The following is a 19168-nucleotide window of genomic DNA, read 5'->3' on the forward strand; positions in this document are numbered from 1 at the left end:
GATATGTTTCTCTAATCGTAGAGGCAAAAACAATATATTAGATCTGGGCCATACGGGCAACTAATCCCTATCCCTGCCTTCGCACAGGATAGATTGATCCCCATGATCTCCCGCCCACTCACCGTCGACAACAAGCCCGGCAAACTACCGGCAAAAGAAAGCTTGACCGGAAAGAGCGACATCGACACCTCAAAGCTCGCTCATATCGATGGTGACAAGGGGATCCTGCTCTCTCGCAGCGACCCAGTCGATCTGCTCCCGGGGCAGGGTGACTTCCTTGAGAAAAGCGAGGCTCGTTTCCGTACCCTTGCCGACATGATCCCATCCATCGTCTGGACCGCGGCTCCCGACGGCACGATGACCTTCGTCAACGATCAGTGGTACCGCTTCTGCGGCATCACGCCCGAACAGAATGCCCGCTGCTGGCCCGAGTTGGTGCTCCATCCCGATGATCAGGCGCGCTGCATGGAGGCGTGGAGCGCCGCGCGGCAGAGCGGACGCGACTTCGAAATTGAGACCCGCATCTGTCGCAATGACGGTGAGTACCGCTGGTTCCTGACCCGGGCCATTCCGGTTCGGAATCCTGAGGGAACCATTACGGCTTGGTCTGGGACAACCACCGACATCCATGACCGCAAGCTCACCGAAGAGGCCCTGCGTGTCAGCGAGGCGCGTTTCCGCACCATTGTTGAGACCGCCAACGAGGGGATCTGGCTGATCGGCGCGGATGCTCGGACGCAGTTCGTGAATGCCCGCATGGCGGCCATGCTGGGCTGTACCCCGGACGCGATGATCGGGCGCCCGGCGCTGGAGTTCACCTTCCCTGAGGACGAGCCGATCCACCGCGAGCGGGTCGGTCGCAATCTTGCAGGCGAGTTCGAGCAGTTCGAGATCCGTTTTCGGCGTAAAGACGGTGCCGCCATTCCCGTCCTGGCCGCTACGAGTGCCCTGCGTGATGAGTTGGGGCAAGTCTCGGGCGCATTGGGCATGTTCTCCGACATGAGCGAGAAGAAGCGTCTGGAGGAGCAGCAGGCCCTTCTCATGCGCGAGCTCCATCACCGGGTGAAGAACACTCTGAGCACGATGCAGGCCTTGGTGAACTCCACGGCCCGCAACGCGCCCGCGGTTCAGACGTTTCGGGATTCCTTGACGGAGAGGATCATGTCCCTCGCAAAGACCCACACGCTCCTGTTCGAAAACGAGATGACGGGCGTGCAGCTACGGGATATCCTGCACAGTGAGCTTGAGCCTTATGACGATCAGACCGGCACACGCGTCATCCTGAACGGACCGGACCTGGACGTGCCTCCCCACCTGGCTCTGGCTGTCGGTATGGCAGTGCATGAGCTGACGACAAACGCGGCGAAGTATGGAGCACTCTCCAGTCCGCTGGGACACGTTCATGTCACATGGAGCTTGCCTGCCCCGGACGTCGAGGAGAGCAAGATCCGGTTCGAATGGTTGGAGCAAGGCGGGCCTCCCGTGGCTGTGCCAGACCGCAAGGGCTTCGGAACAACGCTGCTGGAGCGAGTGCTCAGCCGTCAGCTCGGCGGTGAGGTTGAGGTGGCCTTCGCACCGGAAGGATTGCGCGTGCGGGTTGAGGCGGTCTTAGTGGCTGTGGCGCGGTGATAACTGCCCGCACAGGATGAGGCACACCCCCTGGCGTTGTCGCCTTGGGACGACCGATCCAGTGGGCGCGCGAATAGCCGAGCTAACTCAAGTCCATTAATATATTTTTCCAATCGAAATACCAAAAACAATATATTGGACCAGACCATGTAACAAGCCTATCCCATCCTTCATGGGCAATGGTTCCCGAGGACATCAGGGAAAGAGCACGCCATGGCATGCAGTCGTCAATGGCATAAACCAGTCTGTTGCTTGGCAATGTTTGCCGTGACAGGCCTTGCCGGCTGCCAGCAACAGACCAGCCGACCGGAGAATTCTCCGATTGTGGTTCATGTCGAGACGGCCAGGCTGACCGACTATTCACCAACGGTGCGGCTGACCGGCGAAGTCCGTGCGCAGGTCGAGAGCGATCTGTCCTTTCGGGTCGGGGGCCGCATCACCGAGCGCCTGGTCAATGTCGGCGACCACGTGAAGGCCGACCAGGTGCTGGCCCGACGCGACCCGCAGCAGCAACAGGCCACGGTAACCGCCGCCGAGGCCGCCGTCCGATCCGCCGGGGCCGTTCTCCGCGAGGCGACCTCCACCTACGAACGCCAGAAGGCGCTGCTCGCCCAGGGCTACACAACAAAGCGGGAGCACGATCAGGCTCAGGAAGCGTTTCGTACGGCGCAGGCCGCCCTCGACACCGCACGGGCCCAGTTCGGCACCGCCCGCGACCAACTCTCCGACACGGTACTGCGGGCCGGCGCTTCCGGCGTCGTTACGGCCCGCAAGGCCGAGACCGGGCAGGTCGTGCAGGCGGCGCAGACCGTCTTCTCGATTGCCCAGGACGGACCACGCGATGCGGTGTTCAACGTCTACGAGTCGATCTTCACCCGCGAGCTCGCCAATCCCGCCATCGCGCTGACGCTGGTGTCCGATCCAGCCGTGATGGCCACGGGTACCGTGCGTGAGATCTCCCCGACCGTGGACAGGGCCACCGGGACGGTCAGGGCCAAGGTTGCCATCGAGCATCCGCCGGCAGCGATGACCCTCGGGGCCGCCGTCGTCGGCGAGGGCCAGTTCCAGCCCCGCAAGCTCGTGGTGGTGCCATGGGGCGCTCTGTCCAGCGCAAATGGCCAACCGGCCGTGTGGACCGTCGATTCCCGGACCAAGACGGTGTCGCTCAGGCCGATCATCGTTGAAGGCTATGAGACCGGAAAGGTCGCCGTGCGTGAGGGGCTCCAGCCCGGTGAGATCGTCGTCACCGCGGGGGCGCAGTTCCTGCGGCCCAACCAGGTCGTTGCATTCCCCGAAGGAGCGGCCCTATGAATTCTACCCTGACATCCCTGGCTGCCCTGAGTATGGTCAGCCTGCTCGCCGCCTGCCAGGAAGAGCACCATGCCGAGACGCCGGCAACCCGACCCGTTCTCGCCGTTGTTGTCGCCCCACAGACGGCACGGACTGTGGGTTTTGCCGGAACTGTCGAGCCCCGGTACAAGTCCGACCTCGGCTTTCGGGTGCTCGGGCGCATTGTCAGCCGTGACGTCAATGTGAGCGACATCGTCAGGAAGGGGCAGAGCCTGGCCACGCTCGACCCGCTCGCCTACCAATTGGCGGTGCGATCGGCACAGGCCGACTTGGCCAGCGCGACCGCCCACCTCGAGAATGCCGCCGCGACCGAGACCCGCCAGCGCACGCTGCTCCAGCAGAACATCACCACCCAGGCGCAGTATGATGCCGCCAAGCAAGCCCGCGAGTCCGCAGAGGCCAGCGTCACAAGCGCCAGGGCGAACCTCGACAAGGCCGAGGAGCAACTCGGATACACCGAGCTTCGCGCCGACTTCGCCGGTGTGGTCACCGCTACCGCGGCGGAACTCGGGCAAGTGGTCCAGCCGGGACAGATGGTCGTCTCGGTGGCTCGCCCGGACATCCGCGAGGCGGTGGTCGACCTGCCCGAGAGCATCGGGCGGGATCTCAGGCCGGAGGCCCGCTTCGATGTCGCTCTGCAGCTGGATCCCTCGGTTCAGGCTGCCGGGTCGGTGCGGGAGATCGCTCCGCAGGCGGATCCCGCCACCCGTACCCGGCGGGTGAGGATCACGCTCGACAACCCACCCGAGAGCTTCCGTCTCGGAACGACGATTACCGCTACGGTCACGACGCAGGCGGTGCCGGGGATCGAGTTGCCCGTCTCGGCCCTGTTGGAGCGGGACGGCAGGACGATGGTCTGGGTCGTCGATCCGACCACCAAGATGGTGTCGACCCGGGATGTGACGATTGTCGCCCGGGACGGATCCTCCGTCCGGGTTCTGAACGGGCTCACCCGCGGTACGCGCGTGGTCACCGCCGGCGTGAACAGTCTGACCCCCAACCAAACAGTCAAGATCGCCGATGAGGCCTCCCCATGAACAGCCGGTTCAACCTGTCCGACTGGGCGCTCGAGCACCGCTCCCTCGTCTGGTACTTCATGATCATTTCCGCCATTGCCGGCATCTTCGCCTACACCAACTTGGGGCGTGAGGAAGATCCTTCGTTCACCATCAAGACGATGGTGATCGCCGCCCAGTGGCCCGGCGCCACGGTCGAGGATACCTCTCTTCAGGTTACCGACCGGATCGAGAAGAAGCTCGAGGAGCTCAACTCGCTCGATTACACCCGCAGCCAGACCACGCCGGGCCAGACCGTCATCTATGTCAACCTGAAGGACACGACCAAGGCCCGCGACGTGCCGGGTGTCTGGGTGAGAGTCCGGAACATGATCAACGACGTCAAACGGGAGCTGCCCCAAGGCGTCCTGGGTCCTGTCTTCAACGACGACTTCGGCGACGTGTACGGCAACGTCTACGCGTTCACCGCGGACGGGCTGACGCAGCGGCAGTTGCGCGACTATGTCGAGGACGTGCGGGCCAAGGTTCTGACGGTGCCGAACATCGGCAAAGTCAACCTGATCGGCGCCCAGGACGAGGTGATCTTCCTGGAGTTCTCGACGCGCGAGATGGCCGCCCTCGGCATCAGCCAGCAGGACGTCATCCAGACGCTCCAGGCCCAGAATGCGATCACCCCCTCCGGCGTCATCCAGGCCGGTCCTGAGCGCATCAGCGTCCGGGTGACGGGACAGTTCACGTCGGAGGAGAGCCTGCGCGGCCTTAACCTGCGCATCAACGACCGCTTCTTCCGCCTCAGCGACGTCGCCACCATCAGCCGCGGCTACGTCGACCCGCCGCAGGCGCTGTTCCGGTTCAAGGGCCAGCCTGCCATTGGCCTTGCCATCGGCATGAAGACCGGCGCGAACCTGCTCGCGTTCGGCGAGGTGCTGCACGAGCAGATGGACAAGGTCATCGGCGAACTGCCCGTTGGCGTCGGGGTGCACCTCGTGGCCGATCAGCCCGTCGTGGTCGAGGAGGCGGTCGGCGGCTTCACCAAGGCTCTGTTCGAGGCCGTCGCAATCGTGCTGGTGGTCAGCTTCCTGAGCCTGGGTATGCGGGCCGGATTGGTGGTCGCGCTGGCGATCCCGCTCGTCCTGGCCATGACCTTCGTGGTCATGCAATATACCGGCATTTCGCTGCAGCGCATTTCGCTTGGCGCTCTCATCATCGCGCTCGGTCTTCTGGTTGACGATGCGATGATCGCCGTCGAGATGATGGTGGCGCGGCTGGAGGCCGGCGATACGCTGAAGAAGGCGGCCACCGCCGTCTACACCGCCACCGCGTTTCCGATGCTCACCGGCACGCTCGTCACCGTTGCGAGCTTCATCCCGGTCGGGCTCAACAGCAGCAACGCGGGCGAGTACACCTTCACGCTGTTCGTGGTGATTGCAGCCTCGCTGTTGCTGTCGTGGATCGTCGCGGTAGTGTTCGCGCCCCTTCTCGGTGTGACGCTGCTGCCGAAAACGATGAAGAAGCACCACGACAAGCCGAGCCGCCTTATGACGGCGTTCTCACGCATCCTCGTCGGCGCCATGCGCTGGCGCTGGCTGACCATCGGCGTGACGGTGGCGATGTTCGCCCTCTCGCTCTATGGCATGAAGTTCGTCGAGCAGCAGTTCTTTCCGTCCTCGGACCGCACCGAGCTCCTCGTCGATTTCACGCTGCCGCAGAACGCCGCGATTACCGACACGAAGGCGCAGATGGACCGCTTCGAAGCCAAGCTCGCAGGCGATCCTGACATCGATCACTGGTCGTCCTATGTCGGGCAGGGCGCCGTGCGGTTCATTCTCTCCTTCGACCCGCAGCCGTCGAACCCCAACTACGGCCAGATGGTCATCGTGACCAAGAGCATCGAGGCCCGCGAGCGCCTCCGGGCCAAAATCAAGGCCCTGGCCCGGCAGGAGTTTGCCGGCCTGGATGTGTACGTCGACCTGCTGGCGCTGGGTCCTCCGGCCGGACGGCCGGTGCAGTACCGGCTCAGCGGGCCGGACGTCCAGAAAGTGCGAGACTTGGCGCAGCAACTCGCGGCTGTCATCGGCGAGCACCCCCGGGTCACCAACATCGGCTTCAACTGGAACGAGCCTGCCCGGGTGGTGAAGGTCGACGTGCTCCAGGACAAAGCCCGCCAGCTCGGCGTGACCTCACAGGACATCGCCGGCGCCCTCAACGGCGTCGTCGGCGGCACGAGCATCACCCAGATCCGCGATTCGATCTATCTGGTCGACGTGGTGGGCCGGGCGCGCGCCGCCGAGCGAGGATCCATCGAGACGCTCCAAAACCTGCAATTGCCGGGCAAGGATGGCCAGTCCGTGCCGCTGGCGGCGGTCGCGACCTTCCACTATGAGCTCGAGCAGCCAGTGATCTGGCGCCGCAGCCGGGTGCCGACGATCACGATCCGGGGCAGCATCGTCGATGCCACCCAGCCGGCGACGATCGCCCAGCAGCTCGAACCCAAGGTGCAGGAGTTCGCCCGAGCGCTCCCGGCTGGCTACGGGGTGGCGGTGGCCGGCCCGGTGGAGGAGAGCGCCAAGTCCCAGGGGCCGATCACGGCGGTGGTTCCGCTCATGCTGTTCATCATGGCGACGATCCTGATGATTCAGTTGCAGAGCTTCTCGCGGCTGTTCCTGGTGGTGGCGGTGGCTCCGCTCGGGCTGATCGGCGTGGTGGCGGCGATGCTGCCCAGCGGGGCTCCCATGGGCTTCGTGGCCATTCTGGGCGTGCTGGCGCTGGTCGGCATCCTGATCCGCAACTCGGTGATCCTGGTCGTGCAGATCGAGGACCTGCGGCGGGAGGGCAGGGCTCCGTGGGAGGCCGTGGTCGAGGCCACTATGCACCGGACGCGACCGATCATGCTGACGGCGGCGGCGGCGAGCCTGGCGCTGATCCCGATCGCATTCGAAGTGTTTTGGGGACCGATGGCCTTCGCCATGATGGGCGGCATTGTCGTGGGCACAGTGCTGACCCTCCTGTTCCTGCCGGCGCTGTACGTGGCCTGGTTCCGCATCAAGGCGCCTTCCGGACCCAAGGCGGAGCTGCCAGCCACAGAGGCGGTGCATGAACCAGAGACAACTCATGAGCCAGCATAGACCGCGCTGACCTGATTGGCAGGCGTTTCGGACCGCGGCCCTGTCCCCCGCACCCGGTCCATGCGAACGCCTGCTAGCCCCGGCGGCTGCAAGCCGTTGGCGCCACCCTCCACTGCATGCAAAAGAGGATCGAACCCCCGTGCCCAACGACAATCCGCCTCACAGCGACAAGCGCCCTCAGGATCTCAGGAGCACGCTCACGAAGCGTCAGATCCTGGACGGCGCGCGTCAGGTCTTTCTCCTGAACGGCTATGCCGGAACCAGCATCGACCAGATCGTCAATCAGTCCGGCGTCTCAAAGGATCGATCTATCACCACTTCGACAGCAAGGATGTGCTGTTCAGATCGCTGATCGCCGCGGAAGCGGAGAGGATCGCGCGGGTGCTGCCGAACATCGATCCGGACGAACCCGACCCGGGCTCCGCCCTGCGCCAGATCGGGATCTCTGTTCTCGAAACCCTGAACAATCCGGTCACCATCGCCACTCTGCGCCTGATCATCGGAGCCCTCGGCCGGTTTCCTAGGCTTGGTGAGGAGTTCCTCCGGAACAGCCTCGGCCCAACCGTGGAAGGGATCGCAGCCTCTCTCGGCGTCCACGCGGCGTCCAAGGAGATGCGGATTGGCAACAGCCATGCCGCGGCGGAGGAGTTCGCGAGGCGGTGCCTGGCCCATGTGATGGAGCGTGTTCTGGTGCCGCACCAGCCGTTCCTGACGGAAGCCGAGTATACGGCCGTGGTCGAGGATAGTCTCCGCAAGTGCGGCATCCGGTGGCGAGATGCGGTCCCGCACGGCGGGAGAGCAGATCTCATGAGCCCCTCTGATGGGGAAGCCTGATGTCCCGTTGGTTCCCGCTCATCCTCACAATGTCGATCTCTTGCGGCATGCTCTATGTCGCATTGTTCCGTTAGCCAAACGCTGAAATCTCAGCTGACAGAACGATTGAAAACTCATACCCCGGATCAGAACGATGGACATTAACCCGCAATGGATCACCCTCGTTTCGGCCTTGTCGGCAATGACGGCAGCCGCGCTCCGCCAGATCCTGGCGGAGCCGTCCGGCCTCATGATCGCCTGGGATCCCGAGCTTTCCAGGCACGTGGAGAACCTGCCGTGACCAGCAGCTCGATACCCTGATGAAGTACGGGATTTTTGGGTATGCCGGTGGTGCCGTACTGGCAACCTGGCGGAATACGTCTCGCGACATCTCAGCCTTGATGAAACCCGTGCAACCAGCCAAGTCAATCCAAGCTCGGTAGCGTGACCATGACGCTCGAAGCCCTTGCCCGGTCAGCTCCGTTGGAGCAACAATCCCCCTGTCAGAACACCGAGATCCGCATGAGACGGCGCATCTCCCCACGCTATTTCTCTCTCAGCACGCTTCTGGCGGTCGGTTTCGGGAGCTTGATGCTCCTCGCCGTCGGCTCCGTTCTCGTGGTAAGCCTCGGAGGGGCGGGGCGAAACACGGGCGAGCTTCTGGCCGATAAGGCCGACCTGATCCTGTCCTCCATCGAGCAGCGCGTCCGGCAACATCTTGGCCTCGTCATGGCCCAAGCCGAGTATCTGAAGACCTCGATGGATCGGGGGCAGCTCGACATCAAGGATGCCAGAGCGCTCGAGACGGCCCTCAGATCTGCCGTTGCAGCAACACCGCAGGTGACCGGCATCGGCTTCATTCGCTCCGACCTGGAGGTCGTGCGGGTGGAGCGACGGGATGGCAGTCTCATCACCGAGGACTGGTCCGGCCAGCCCGAGATCATCAAGCTCTTCGAGGATGTACGGGCCGGCGAGGCTGCCGGATGGGGGGAACCCGTCTGGAGCCATCCGTTTCAGCAGACAATCATCCCGTTCATTGTCCCCGTGCATCGCGACGGAGACCTCATTGGGATCCTCGTCCCGGCGATCGAGGTCACCGAGCTGTCCCGATACGTCGCCGAGATTTCCTCACCTGTGCAGAGAGCGTTCATCCTCCACGGCCAGGACGCGGTGCTGGCTCACCCGGCCCTGGCCGATCGATCCCCAACAGGGGCACGCGAGCACCCATTGCCGCTCCTCTCCGAGGTCGACGACAAGGTTCTGCAAGCGATGTGGTCGGCTGAGCGACAACCGCTGAACCTGCCTCTGAGGTCGACGGACCAGGGGCATATCGTTCCCTTCTCGGACGACTACTTCATTTACATGTACCGACGGGTCGCAGGGTTCGGTGAGAAGCCCTGGATCATTGGTGCGGCCTTGCCCGGTTCAGACGCCGGGCAGGAGACGGAGCGACTGCAGACTATGGTGCTGACCGGATTTGGGCTCCTGCTCGTCTCCGTGCTCAGCGCGATTGCGGTCGGCCGGCGGGTCGCGCGCCCGATCCGTGACTTCGTTCGCGTGACGGAAGCCGTCCGGACACTCGAATTCGACAAAGCCCCCGTTCTCTCACGCAGCCGGATCCGGGAACTCGACACGGCTGGCCAGGCGCTGAACGCCATGGTTGCGGCGCTGCGCTGGTTTGAACTGTACCTTCCCAAACGCCTTGTTCACCGCCTTATCGCGCACGGGCAGGACGATCTCGCCAAAGCCTATGAGCGTGACGTCACCGTCATGTTCACGGATCTGAGTGGCTTCACACGAATGGCATCCCGGCTGTCCCCTTCCGAAACGGCACAGTTCCTGAACTCGCACTTCGCTCTGGTAGGGGCCTGTGTCGAGGCCGAGGGAGGTAAGATCGACAAGTACATCGGCGACAGCCTCATGGCGTTCTGGGGCGCGTCGGAGGAGCAGCCCGATCACGTGGAACGGGCCTGCCGGGCCGCACGGACCATAGCCTCCAGGATTCACGCCGACAACAGGGCCCGGTTGAGAAGCGGCCTCGCCCCTGTCCGGGTGAGGATTGGCATCAGCACAGGCCCTGCTCTCGTGGGTAACATCGGGGCTCCCAGCCGGATGAACTACACACTCGTCGGAGATGCGGTTAACATCGCGCAGCGCCTGGAGCAGGTCGGGAAGGACGTCCGAGACGACAGCGACGTGATCACGTTGATCACTGAGGGGGTCTATACCGGCTTGTGTGAGCCCGGACAGGCCGTGTTCTGGGCTCGACGAGAGGTGCGGGAGAGATGGAACAATGGGGATCTACCGGCTTACGTGAGCATCCCTTTGGCCAGATCGGACCCGCAGACGACTGGGCCCTGGATCGGCTCGCCCTGCGGCCGGGCTTTAATGTCTGGGCCGCGATAGCTGAAGTCAGCTATTGATAAATTTTTCCAATCAAAACGTAAAAAACAATATATTGGACCGGAGATTTACCCGCGTCTATTCCTCTCTCCATACCTTTGCACAGGATGGATTAATGCCCATGACCTCCAGCCCCGTCACCTTGGATCCGGTCGAGGCCATTACCACTGGAGAGGCAGATGGCCGTGGACCTTAACCCGCAATGGATCACCCTCATCGCGGCCTCGACGGCAATGATCGCGTCGATCGCTGGGCCGTTCGTCAACACGCGGATTGCCAGGTTCGAGTTTAGGGCGAACGTGCTGTCGGTTAATCGCCAGAAATGGATCGATACCATGCGCGATCTCGTGGCGAGTCTCACCTCGCAGCTTCTGATCGCGGCCGCGTTCCGCCAGACCCTCGAGGAGCCGACGGGCCTCATCATTGCACGGGATCCCGAGCTCTCCAGGCGCGTGGAGAACTTGTTGCGGACTGTTTCCAAGATCGAGCTCATGCTCAACCCGCTCGAACAGGACCATCAGCAGCTCAATACCTTGATGAGGAAAGGGATCGATCAGCTTCGCTCTCCTTTGCTGGAGGACGGCATAGAGGACCGCATTGAGGTCATCAGCCGCGATATCACCCAAGTCCTGCAAGGAATCCTCAAGCACGAATGGATTCGCGTGAAGCGCGGCGAGTAGCCTCAAGGTTGCGGGTTGCTTTCACCGCCTATCTAGTCAGCGGCATGGGAGCACGGAGTATGCCAACGACGCGGCAATTTATTATCCATTATTGCTCAATCCCCGAATGGCCGGGATGAGCACGGGTAGGGCTATAGGAATGCAATTATTCATAAGGCGGCATCGCGAGGACGATAGTCCATACGTCCGCTCTCCCAAGACAGTCTGGCGCGTTGCGTTTCTCGTCGGCCCCATGATCGCCTCACTGGTTGCAGCGCCTTCTGTCCTTGCCGACGAGTTCGATCCTCTCGTCATCTATGCGGAAGCAAGGGCTCTGAACGACCAATGGCAGGCTTGCGCCGCCGCGTTCGTAAGGGAAAGGATCCATTCGCGGCAGGATCCAGAGATCCTTGCAAAGGTGGCCTTCACGCGTTGCCAGATACGGGAGGATAGACTGAGTAATTTCCTGGTTGTGAGAATCGGGAGAACAGGAGCAGGCAACGTGATGACGCTGCTGCTTGAGAAGTACCGAACGGGTCTGTCGGCGGCCGTCACGGAACTGCGTACACGCCCCTAGAGCATTGAGTATAAAAGTGGAAGCGACTTGTCGCTGACGCGGACCTCCAAATCCGCACGATGGCTAGACCCGCTCCGTTGCCCGCCTGAGAGCGTCCAGTCCCTCCCGTGTGATGGCATAAAGATCAGGTCCGTTCAGGTCGGATGAACCTACGCCATCACTCGGAGTTCGCGCGCACCAGCCTCTCTTGAGACAAAGGCCCAAAGGACCCCTAATGACCGGCCTGGGGCCGCGGGCAGGCTCCCTCAGAAACTCAATTTCGTTGTGGCGCGGACCACGGCGGGGCTTTTTCCGCTGATACATCGAAGACCTTCTGGATCGCGGGAGCGACGGTATGCTCGTGATCAGGCACCATGACGCTTCCCGAACCTATCGCTGCAAGTCTGAGCGCGACAAAACGGTCAGCGTAGACTGAACAGGCTAGCGGCCCCTCCTACGGTCTGCGCCACTCCCGCCGCCACGGCCTCCAATTGACCGCTAACACTGGTTTTGCTCTGCGATATCGTCTGCCCGGCCACGAGCCGCTCGCCGAGCAATTGGACTACCTCAGGGCTTTCCGCGAACTTGCCATGGTTGAGGGGATCGCCGCCCTTGAGCGCGGTCAGGTCGAGAACCGTCACCCCGGCCTTCTCCAGTTCAGACCGATAGGGCTCGGTCGCCGGATTGATCTGGCCGAGCCGGTCGACATCGCCGCCGATAAGACGCGATACGCCAAGGGCCTGATCGTCTTGGGATACGAAAAGCGTGAGCTTTGGGCGAGACAGACCCAGTTCCTGCGACTGCCGGCGAAAGACATCGATGTCGAGATCCGGCGCCGCTAGAATGACGTTCCTGATCTTCGGCGCGACACGACCGTCGCGGATCGCCATCTGACGCAGGGCCTCGGTCACGAGCCAGCTTCCCATCGAGTGGGCCATGATCGTGACGTCGCCGACCGACGGATCCTGAGCGGCACGCCGCAGAACCTCTTCGAGCTGCGTCCGAGAGTAGTTCGTGCTTTCCCTGTCATAGGCGTAATCAAGGACATTGGCCCGCGAAGGCCAGGTGAACAGGATTGGCGCGACATCAGCGTGGGAGTCGTGCACGACCTGAGCGAAGCGGTACACCGCTTCTTCATAACGGTTATTGAACCCATGCACGAAGATTAGGACGCGGCGGCTGCGTGGAAGATGCTGATTAAACCATCCACGGATCCGGCCGAGGTCGGACAGGGTCCTGACCTTTGTCGTCGCGAACTCTGTCGATGGATCTGGAGGCAGGCGCTTCGGCCATTGCACCTGTCCGACCTGCCGGTTCTCCGCCGGAGGGATTGAGACTGTGATCTCAGTCGTGTGTAGCTCCTGTCCGCGCTCTCCGGAGAACAGGACCGCTGGATCCGACGCTGGGGCCCGTGTGGTCGCGACAAGAAGGTTGACTTGCGAGGCACCTGGAATGGTTGCCGGAATCGGCGCCAGGACCCCTTTGGGCAAGCCCGCGCATCCCATCACACCCATGCAAAGGGGAATAATGGCGACAAGGCGCAGGGTTTGCTGCGGGACACGCGGCGTAGGGGGCGCTCCTGACGCTTTGAACATCGGTTTCATTATCTGCTGTTTCAAATGATCAGCTTGCGTGGGCGTTTCTTAGCTTAGGAATGAGCGCAATCTGTCTGGCACGTTCGACTGCACGGTTTCGGCGAGGGGAAGTGATAGGAGGGACTTTCCAGCACCGTCCGCGACGACCAAGCTCCAGCCGACTATGTCATTCTCCAGCGCTGGATCGTCCTGCAGCAGCTCTTCGATCGCCCTTCGAGCCTCGGCATGCGCCATCACGAGGTCTGTGACCTCGATGCCGTATGGATCGGCCAAGAGTTCCCGGTCATTTACAAGATGGAAGTAGCAGCGCATGGATGGGTCCCGCCGACAAGCTGATTGGATTGTGCCTACAGAAGCAATTCCGCTTCGTTCCGAGACTGAGGCATGACACCGAACAACGAGCGTTCGGCCCGGAATATCCACGCTGAGAGCAACACCCGGCGAAGCGACGGGCGCTGCTCTTGCTGCAAGTGAATTATTCAGTAGGTGCTGAACTTGTAGTTAAGGCCGGCGCGGATCACGCTGAACTCGGTCTCATCACTGCCCGCAGTGACGGAAAGGTCGTCGTCATCCTGCTCGAGGTTGACGTACAGACCTTCGACCTTGGCGGTCAGGTTGTCGGTGAAGGCGTACTCGACACCAGCACCGAGGGTCCAGCCGACACTGGTGTCATCCGAATTGCTGAAGCCATTGCTGATCTTGCCGTAAGCCAGACCACCAGTGGCGTAGACCAGAGCGCGATCGAAGGCGTAACCTACGCGGGCGCGCACGGTGCCGAACCAGTTGTCATCATTGTCGTCGCTGTCGAGGCCGGGGATGCTGGTGTCGCCCCCGATGTCGGCGTACTGGATGTCCGTCTCGAGGCCGAGCACGAAGGAGCCAATCTGGTAGTTGTAGCCGATCTAGGCACCACCGGTGAAGCCGCTGTCGCCGCATTCCGGGAAGATCAGCGTACCGGGAACCACACCGGGGCCGGGCGCCAGGACAACTGCCTCTTCGTCATCGCTGCGCCAGCCACAGCCAGCGTTCGCACCGGCATAGAAGCCCATTCACGTGAAGACTTGGACGCCGCGACCATCGGGGCCAATAGGGGCGAAGATGGGAGTTTCGAGATGGCCTTGGACTTCCGTCACCAAATGCCAAGCACTTGTCTCAAACGATCAAGCCATTTCCCTCAAAGGGTTCACGATGGGGTAGCCCATGACAGCCTGCCCTGTGCTGTGTTGTGCGCCGGGTAGTGAGACGGAGGATGGCGATGAACAAGTTTCTGTTGGCTCTCGGCGCTCTTATGGCAGGCGCTCTTCTAATCCCGGATATCGCCGAGGCCCAGCGGGGCGGTCGTGGCGGAGGCGGCTTTGGTGGCGGGGCCCGCATGGGCGGCTTCGGCGGAGGAGGGGGCGGCTTCCGGGGCGGCGGCTTTGGTGGCGGCTCCAGGATGTACATCCCGCGGGGCGGCGGTAGCTTTCGCGGTGGGGCGATCGCCGCCCGGCCTGGTGGGTTCTACCGCGGCGGTATCGCTGGCCTCGGAGGCTATCGCACGGCCGCGATTGCCCGCCCCGGCTGGGGTGGCGTGTATCGCCCTCGAGCAGTCTACCGTCCGGGCTTTGGTGGATATGGCTGGCGGGCTCCCTATTACGGCCGCGTTGCCGGCGCCTACCGGCCTTACTATCGTGGCTACTATGGCCGAGGCTTGCGCTATCCGTACTATGGCGGAGCCGTGGCGGCTGGGTTGATTAGCGGCTTGGCGCTCGGAGCCCTGAGCTACCCTTCCTATTATGATTATCCCTATGGCTCCGGCTACTATGGTGAGAGCGAATCCTACGGCTACTATGGAGAGAGCGAACCTTATGTTGCCTCGTCACAGTGGCCGCCCTGCCTGCAAGGTTCTCAAGCCTGTACGGCTGCCGGCTACCCCAATGTAAGTTATCTCCGCAGGATCCAGGGAGCACCGTTCTGAGGTGGCTTGTACACTTGGGCCGGCACTGCGGTGACCTGTGATAGTTTTATGCTGGCACGTTCAGGTCAGCTCCCTGCTTGCTGGCTTCCGCCTCCTGCCCGCGTTGTTGCATGGATGAGCGAGTTGGTAACCGGGTCTGGATAGCGTAGAGGCCTATTTGGCTTGCGAGCAAAGATCCCGTCATGCCCTTCAAGGCCAATGCCGCCCGCCGTCACCGCATTCCCAAGCAGCGGTACCGGGTGACGAACTGGGCTCAGTACGACGCCAGCCTGCGTCAGCGGGGAAGTCTGACCGTCTGGTTCACCGAGGAAGCAATCGCAGCTTGGCGGGCCGAGCCGCGCACACCCGGGGCGGTCAAGCTCACTATTCGGCTTTGGCGATCAGAACGGCGTTGACGTTGCGGGCGGTGTTCCGATTGGCTCTGCGTCAGACCGAGGGCTTGATCGGCTCGATCCTTCAACTTCTGGGTCTGGATCTGGCGGTGCCGGATCACTCAACCCTCAGCCGGCGGACCGAAACTCTGGAGGTGCCAAGGCCTTGTTCGAGCTCGAGAGGACCTGTTCACCTGCTGGTCGACAGCACAGGCCTGCGTTTGTGCGGACCCGGCGAGTGGCTGATCGAGAGGCACGGCACCCGGAGGCGCCGGTCCTGGCGAAAGCTGCACATCGGCATCGACGCCGAGACTGGACAAATCCTCGCATCAGCGCTGACGCCCTATGATGTCGAAGATGGTACGCAGGTGGAGCCCTTGCTCGACCAGATCACAGGCTCGCTCGCCTCACTCACTGGCGACGGAGCCTATGACCAGTCCGGCATCTATAGCACTGTCATCGAGCGCCATCCTGCTGCCGAAGTCATCGTTCCACCCCGATCAACGGCATTGCTGAGCGAGGATGCGGAGACCACTCCGACCCAGCGCGATCGGCACCTCCAAAACATCGCGGAGCATGGACGCTTGGGCTGGCAGAAGAGATCCGGGTACACGCGTCGGGCTCTGGTGGAGACCGCCATCAGCCGGCTTAAGCGAGTGATCGGAGATGCGCTGCGCTCGCGAACAGATGGGCGTCGCGCGACCGAAGTCGCTATCGCCATTTCTGCCCTGAACCGCATGCTTGAGCTTGGGCGCCTGGAGTCTGTTCGAGTTGCCTGAGATCGGGCAAGGATAGGTTAAATCCATGCCTCGATCGATCCGTGCAACACGGCCGTTCGGGATGAGAAGGGGACTGTTATCGATGCGTTCGGCTTCGATCTAACGCCGCTCTATGCACGTCGAGGCGAGTGGGCCGCCGCCACCGCCGAGCAACAGCAGCGAAAGGAACTCCTAAAGCGTTCCTTTGACGAGATCACGGTTTGCCGCCGTGCCGCTGAAGCGGCTTTGAGTGCACTGGCACAGTACTACCCCGCTGTTAATCTCGCAGCGCTTGAGAGCCGCCTCAGTACACTGAAAGCTCGTACCCCGAAACGCTCCGGGGCGACCCTCCCGGCCGGGCTCATTGAGGCGTGGAACGAGATGAGTCAGCTCGCTGAAGAAGCGTTCTATCAGGCAAGCTGTGACGGCACGACATGCCGACACATTGAGGCAGAGAATGAATCCTTAAGTGAGACTTGTCACAATGGCCGCCGGGGTAATCCTGAGCCTGCTGCTCAAGATGCTTTACCCACTCAGCTGCCGCTACCCGCATTGATCGTCGAAGCGTGCCCCGTGATCTCCGATTATGCTCACCCAATCCGAGATGTACTCGATGTTGTTTCGGCCGGGCGCTTCCTTCGCGCCGCCTTGGGGGCTCACCCAAGCGCCTGGACTGAGGCCGTTGAGGCCATCGGAGCCATCCATGCTGCAACAGCTGTGATCTACGTCCTGCAACTCTGTGGCGACGATGTCTCAAGCGGTAAACACAGCATCCGAAACCCTTGTGGGTACTTCCGGACTATCATTCGCCTCGTTAAGAGCGGCGAAATCGACCTTCAGACTGAGCTGCTTGCCTTGCGGAGACACAAGTTTGCTCAAGGGGACAAAGTCGGCTGGCCGGGAAGTGAAGTATGTTGTGGCCCGCGCCAAAAGATTTGGGTGCATGAGGTACCGTCCCGAGGAAGCCGGCAGCAGCCAACCGTAACCCGTGTCTGGCGCACGGGTCATTGGAAGGGCGCTGCGGGGTTGCCATTTGAAGGGCAGCTGATGGTTGTGACGTCGGGACTATGACTGGGGCAAAGGCCCTATGGGAGGACCATTCTTATGGAATTTGGACTCTACACCTTCGGCGACGTGGGCGCCGATCCGGTGACGGGACGCCGGGTTGGCCCGGCGGAGCGCCTCAGCAACCTGGTGGAAGAGATTGTCATGGCCGACCAGGCGGGACTGGATGTGTTTGGTCTCGGCGAGCATCACCGGCCCGACTATGCCGTTTCAGCGCCTGCTGTGGCGCTGGCAGCCGCAGCGACCCAGACAAAACGCATTCGGCTGACAAGCGCCGTGACGGTGCTCAGCTCCGATGACCCAATCCGTGTGTTTCAGCAGTTCGCCACCCTCGACAATCTCAGCCAGGGCAGAGCCGAGATCATGGCCGGCCGCGGCTCCTTCATCGAGTCTTTTCCGCTCTTCGGCTACGACCTTGATGATTACGACACGCTCTTTGCCGAGAAGCTGCAACTCCTGATGCAACTCAACGAAAGCGAGCAGGTCAGCTGGCCGGGCGGGAAACATACTCCCCCGATCACAGACCGTGGTGTCTATCCGCGGCCCTATCAGGAGAAACTGCCGATCTGGATCGCGGTCGGCGGGACCCCGCAGTCCCTTGCTCGTGCCGGGGTGCTCAATCTGCCATTGGCGCTCGCCATCATCGGGGGAGAGCCAGCGCGCTTTGCACCCCTGTTCGACCTCTACCGGCAGGCGGCCCAGCGCGCAGGCCACGATTCGGCAGCCCTAAAGACATCGATCAACGTGCACGGCTTTGTCGCCACGACTACGCAAGATGCTGCGGACACCTTCTATGCACCACAGGCGGAGGTGATGAACCGGATTGGGCGGGAACGCGGCTGGCCGCCGACCAACCGTGCGCAGTTCGACGTGGCACGGGGACCACGTGGCGCACTCTTTGTCGGAAGCCCTGCGGAGGTGACAGACAAGATCCTAGCGGCGCATGAGATCTTCCGGTTCGACCGCTTCTTGATCCAGATGGCCATTGGCGTGATGGACCACATCAAGCTGATGAAGGCGATTGAAATCTTCGGAACGAGGGTCGCGCCGGAAGTGCGAAAGGCGCTCCGATCATAATGGTAGGCGGTATGAACGAATTTCTGAGGAATGGCAGGAGGTAGTCGTTGGCGACCAAACTCCTGCGAAGATCATTTGCCGTTGCCTCTTACGGAACGCACCGCCGCATTACCCTAGCGAGCCGCTGTGAGAATGCCTTCGCGTCAGCCGGGAGTTCACCGTCCAGGATCCGAGCCTCGTCCAACAGGAGATGAGCCGCGTCTTCACGAAGTGTCTGCTCACTCTCGCCAAGGTTGGCCAGAGCCACCACGACGTCGTGGCGCGCGTTGATTTCGAGGACGGGTTTGGCCGCAGACGGCAGCTGACCCGCGCCGGCGAGAAGCCGCTCGAGCTGGCGGTCCATGCCTGTTTCTGATGCCACGAGGCAGACGGCGCTTTCCGTGAGCCGCTCGGAGGCGCGCACATCAGCGACGGCCTCCCCGAGGGTCGCCTTCACGGATTGGATGAACCGCGTCACCGCTTCTGGTGCCGGCGCGCCCGCGTTCTCCTGGGCCTCGGTCAGCGGGATCTGCGCCAGGTCGGCCGCGCCCTGGGTGACCGACTTGAGCGACTTACCTTCGTAATCGACACCAACCGTGACCCAGAAACTGTCGACCGGATCGGGCAGCAGCAACACCTCGATGCCACGCGCCCGAAACCCTTCGAGCTGCGGCGAGGCCTCGAGCCGGGCGAGATCCGTTCCCGTCACATAGTAGATCGCGGTCTGGTTCTCCTTCTGGGAGCCGACGTAATCCTTGAGCGAGCGCCACCCGCCACCGGAGGCGGTGGTCTTGAACCGGGCCAGTCCCAGCAAT

At 62.4% G+C, this 19168-nt stretch carries 16 protein-coding genes and 2 pseudogenes; 14 read left to right on the top strand and 4 right to left on the bottom strand.

Annotated features, from left to right (window positions below):
* The first annotated feature begins 102 nt into the window (after nt 1-102).
* From ILT44_RS22400 to ILT44_RS22445, 10 genes are all read left to right on the top strand, one after another.
* Nucleotides 103-1629 carry a PAS domain-containing HWE histidine kinase family protein gene (locus ILT44_RS22400; protein WP_204241831.1) on the top strand — a complete coding sequence of 509 codons (1527 nt, stop codon included), beginning with the start codon at nt 103-105 and terminating at the stop codon, nt 1627-1629.
* A gap of 258 nt (nt 1630-1887) precedes the next feature.
* Nucleotides 1888-2940 carry an efflux RND transporter periplasmic adaptor subunit gene (locus ILT44_RS22405; protein WP_239468450.1) on the top strand — a complete coding sequence of 351 codons (1053 nt, stop codon included), beginning with the start codon at nt 1888-1890 and terminating at the stop codon, nt 2938-2940.
* Nucleotides 2937-4016 carry an efflux RND transporter periplasmic adaptor subunit gene (locus ILT44_RS22410; RefSeq protein ID WP_204241833.1) on the top strand — a complete coding sequence of 360 codons (1080 nt, stop codon included), beginning with the start codon at nt 2937-2939 and terminating at the stop codon, nt 4014-4016. The genes ILT44_RS22405 and ILT44_RS22410 overlap by 4 nt, the downstream gene beginning before the upstream one ends.
* Nucleotides 4013-7120, top strand: a complete 3108-nt coding sequence (locus ILT44_RS22415) for an efflux RND transporter permease subunit (protein WP_204241834.1) — start codon at nt 4013-4015, stop codon at nt 7118-7120. Before ILT44_RS22410 ends, ILT44_RS22415 begins: the two co-directional genes overlap by 4 nt.
* Nucleotides 7121-7259: 139 nt before the next feature.
* The gene (locus ILT44_RS31740; protein WP_204241835.1) at nt 7260-7472 is read left to right on the top strand and encodes a TetR/AcrR family transcriptional regulator; all 213 of its coding nucleotides are present in this window, start codon (nt 7260-7262) and stop codon (nt 7470-7472) included.
* Entirely contained in the window at nt 7454-7954 is a 501-nt protein-coding gene (locus ILT44_RS22425; RefSeq protein WP_204241836.1) for a TetR/AcrR family transcriptional regulator C-terminal domain-containing protein, read from the top strand. The genes ILT44_RS31740 and ILT44_RS22425 overlap by 19 nt, the downstream gene beginning before the upstream one ends.
* A 133-nt stretch (nt 7955-8087) precedes the next feature.
* Nucleotides 8088-8234 carry a hypothetical protein gene (locus ILT44_RS22430; protein ID WP_204241837.1) on the top strand — a complete coding sequence of 49 codons (147 nt, stop codon included), beginning with the start codon at nt 8088-8090 and terminating at the stop codon, nt 8232-8234.
* A gap of 221 nt (nt 8235-8455) precedes the next feature.
* Nucleotides 8456-10339 (top strand): adenylate/guanylate cyclase domain-containing protein, encoded by a 1884-nt coding sequence (locus ILT44_RS22435; RefSeq protein WP_204241838.1) that lies wholly within the window; start codon nt 8456-8458, stop codon nt 10337-10339.
* 176 nt (nt 10340-10515) lie between these two features.
* Entirely contained in the window at nt 10516-11016 is a 501-nt protein-coding gene (locus tag ILT44_RS22440) for a hypothetical protein (RefSeq protein ID WP_204241839.1), read from the top strand.
* Nucleotides 11017-11122: 106 nt separating this feature from the next.
* A complete protein-coding gene (locus ILT44_RS22445; RefSeq protein ID WP_204241840.1) occupies nt 11123-11572 on the top strand; it encodes a hypothetical protein in 450 nt (149 codons plus the stop codon).
* Between the two features lie 401 nt (nt 11573-11973).
* Here ILT44_RS22445 and ILT44_RS22450 read toward each other — a convergent pair whose 3' ends face one another.
* The 3 genes from ILT44_RS22450 to ILT44_RS22460 all read right to left on the bottom strand — a co-directional run bounded on the left by ILT44_RS22450 (nt 11974) and on the right by ILT44_RS22460 (nt 14048).
* The gene (locus tag ILT44_RS22450; RefSeq protein ID WP_372441223.1) at nt 11974-13146 is read right to left on the bottom strand and encodes an alpha/beta hydrolase; all 1173 of its coding nucleotides are present in this window, start codon (nt 13144-13146) and stop codon (nt 11974-11976) included.
* Nucleotides 13147-13194: 48 nt separating this feature from the next.
* Nucleotides 13195-13458 (bottom strand): DUF6894 family protein, encoded by a 264-nt coding sequence (locus tag ILT44_RS22455; RefSeq protein WP_204241842.1) that lies wholly within the window; start codon nt 13456-13458, stop codon nt 13195-13197.
* 167 nt (nt 13459-13625) lie between these two features.
* Nucleotides 13626-14048 (bottom strand): outer membrane protein, encoded by a 423-nt coding sequence (locus tag ILT44_RS22460; RefSeq protein WP_372441224.1) that lies wholly within the window; start codon nt 14046-14048, stop codon nt 13626-13628.
* Between the two features lie 353 nt (nt 14049-14401).
* On the opposite strand from ILT44_RS22460, the gene ILT44_RS31745 reads away from it, so the two are divergent.
* From ILT44_RS31745 to ILT44_RS22485, 4 genes and pseudogenes are all read left to right on the top strand, one after another.
* Nucleotides 14402-15103, top strand: a complete 702-nt coding sequence (locus ILT44_RS31745; RefSeq protein WP_204241844.1) for a hypothetical protein — start codon at nt 14402-14404, stop codon at nt 15101-15103.
* 182 nt (nt 15104-15285) lie between these two features.
* Nucleotides 15286-16253, top strand: a pseudogene (locus ILT44_RS22470) (IS5 family transposase).
* A 33-nt stretch (nt 16254-16286) separates the two neighbouring features.
* Nucleotides 16287-17303 (top strand): replication initiation protein RepC, encoded by a 1017-nt coding sequence (repC, locus tag ILT44_RS31940; protein WP_372441225.1) that lies wholly within the window; start codon nt 16287-16289, stop codon nt 17301-17303.
* A 33-nt stretch (nt 17304-17336) separates the two neighbouring features.
* Nucleotides 17337-18374, top strand: coding sequence for an LLM class flavin-dependent oxidoreductase (locus tag ILT44_RS22485; RefSeq protein ID WP_204241846.1), 1038 nt, complete (start codon nt 17337-17339; stop codon nt 18372-18374).
* Nucleotides 18375-18462: 88 nt separating this feature from the next.
* Here the strand turns inward: ILT44_RS22485 and ILT44_RS22490 are convergent.
* A pseudogene (locus ILT44_RS22490) lies at nt 18463-19168 on the bottom strand (molecular chaperone HtpG); the annotation flags it as partial.

This window comes from Microvirga arvi, from assembly GCF_016892765.1.
Classification (GTDB): domain Bacteria; phylum Pseudomonadota; class Alphaproteobacteria; order Rhizobiales; family Beijerinckiaceae; genus Microvirga; species Microvirga arvi.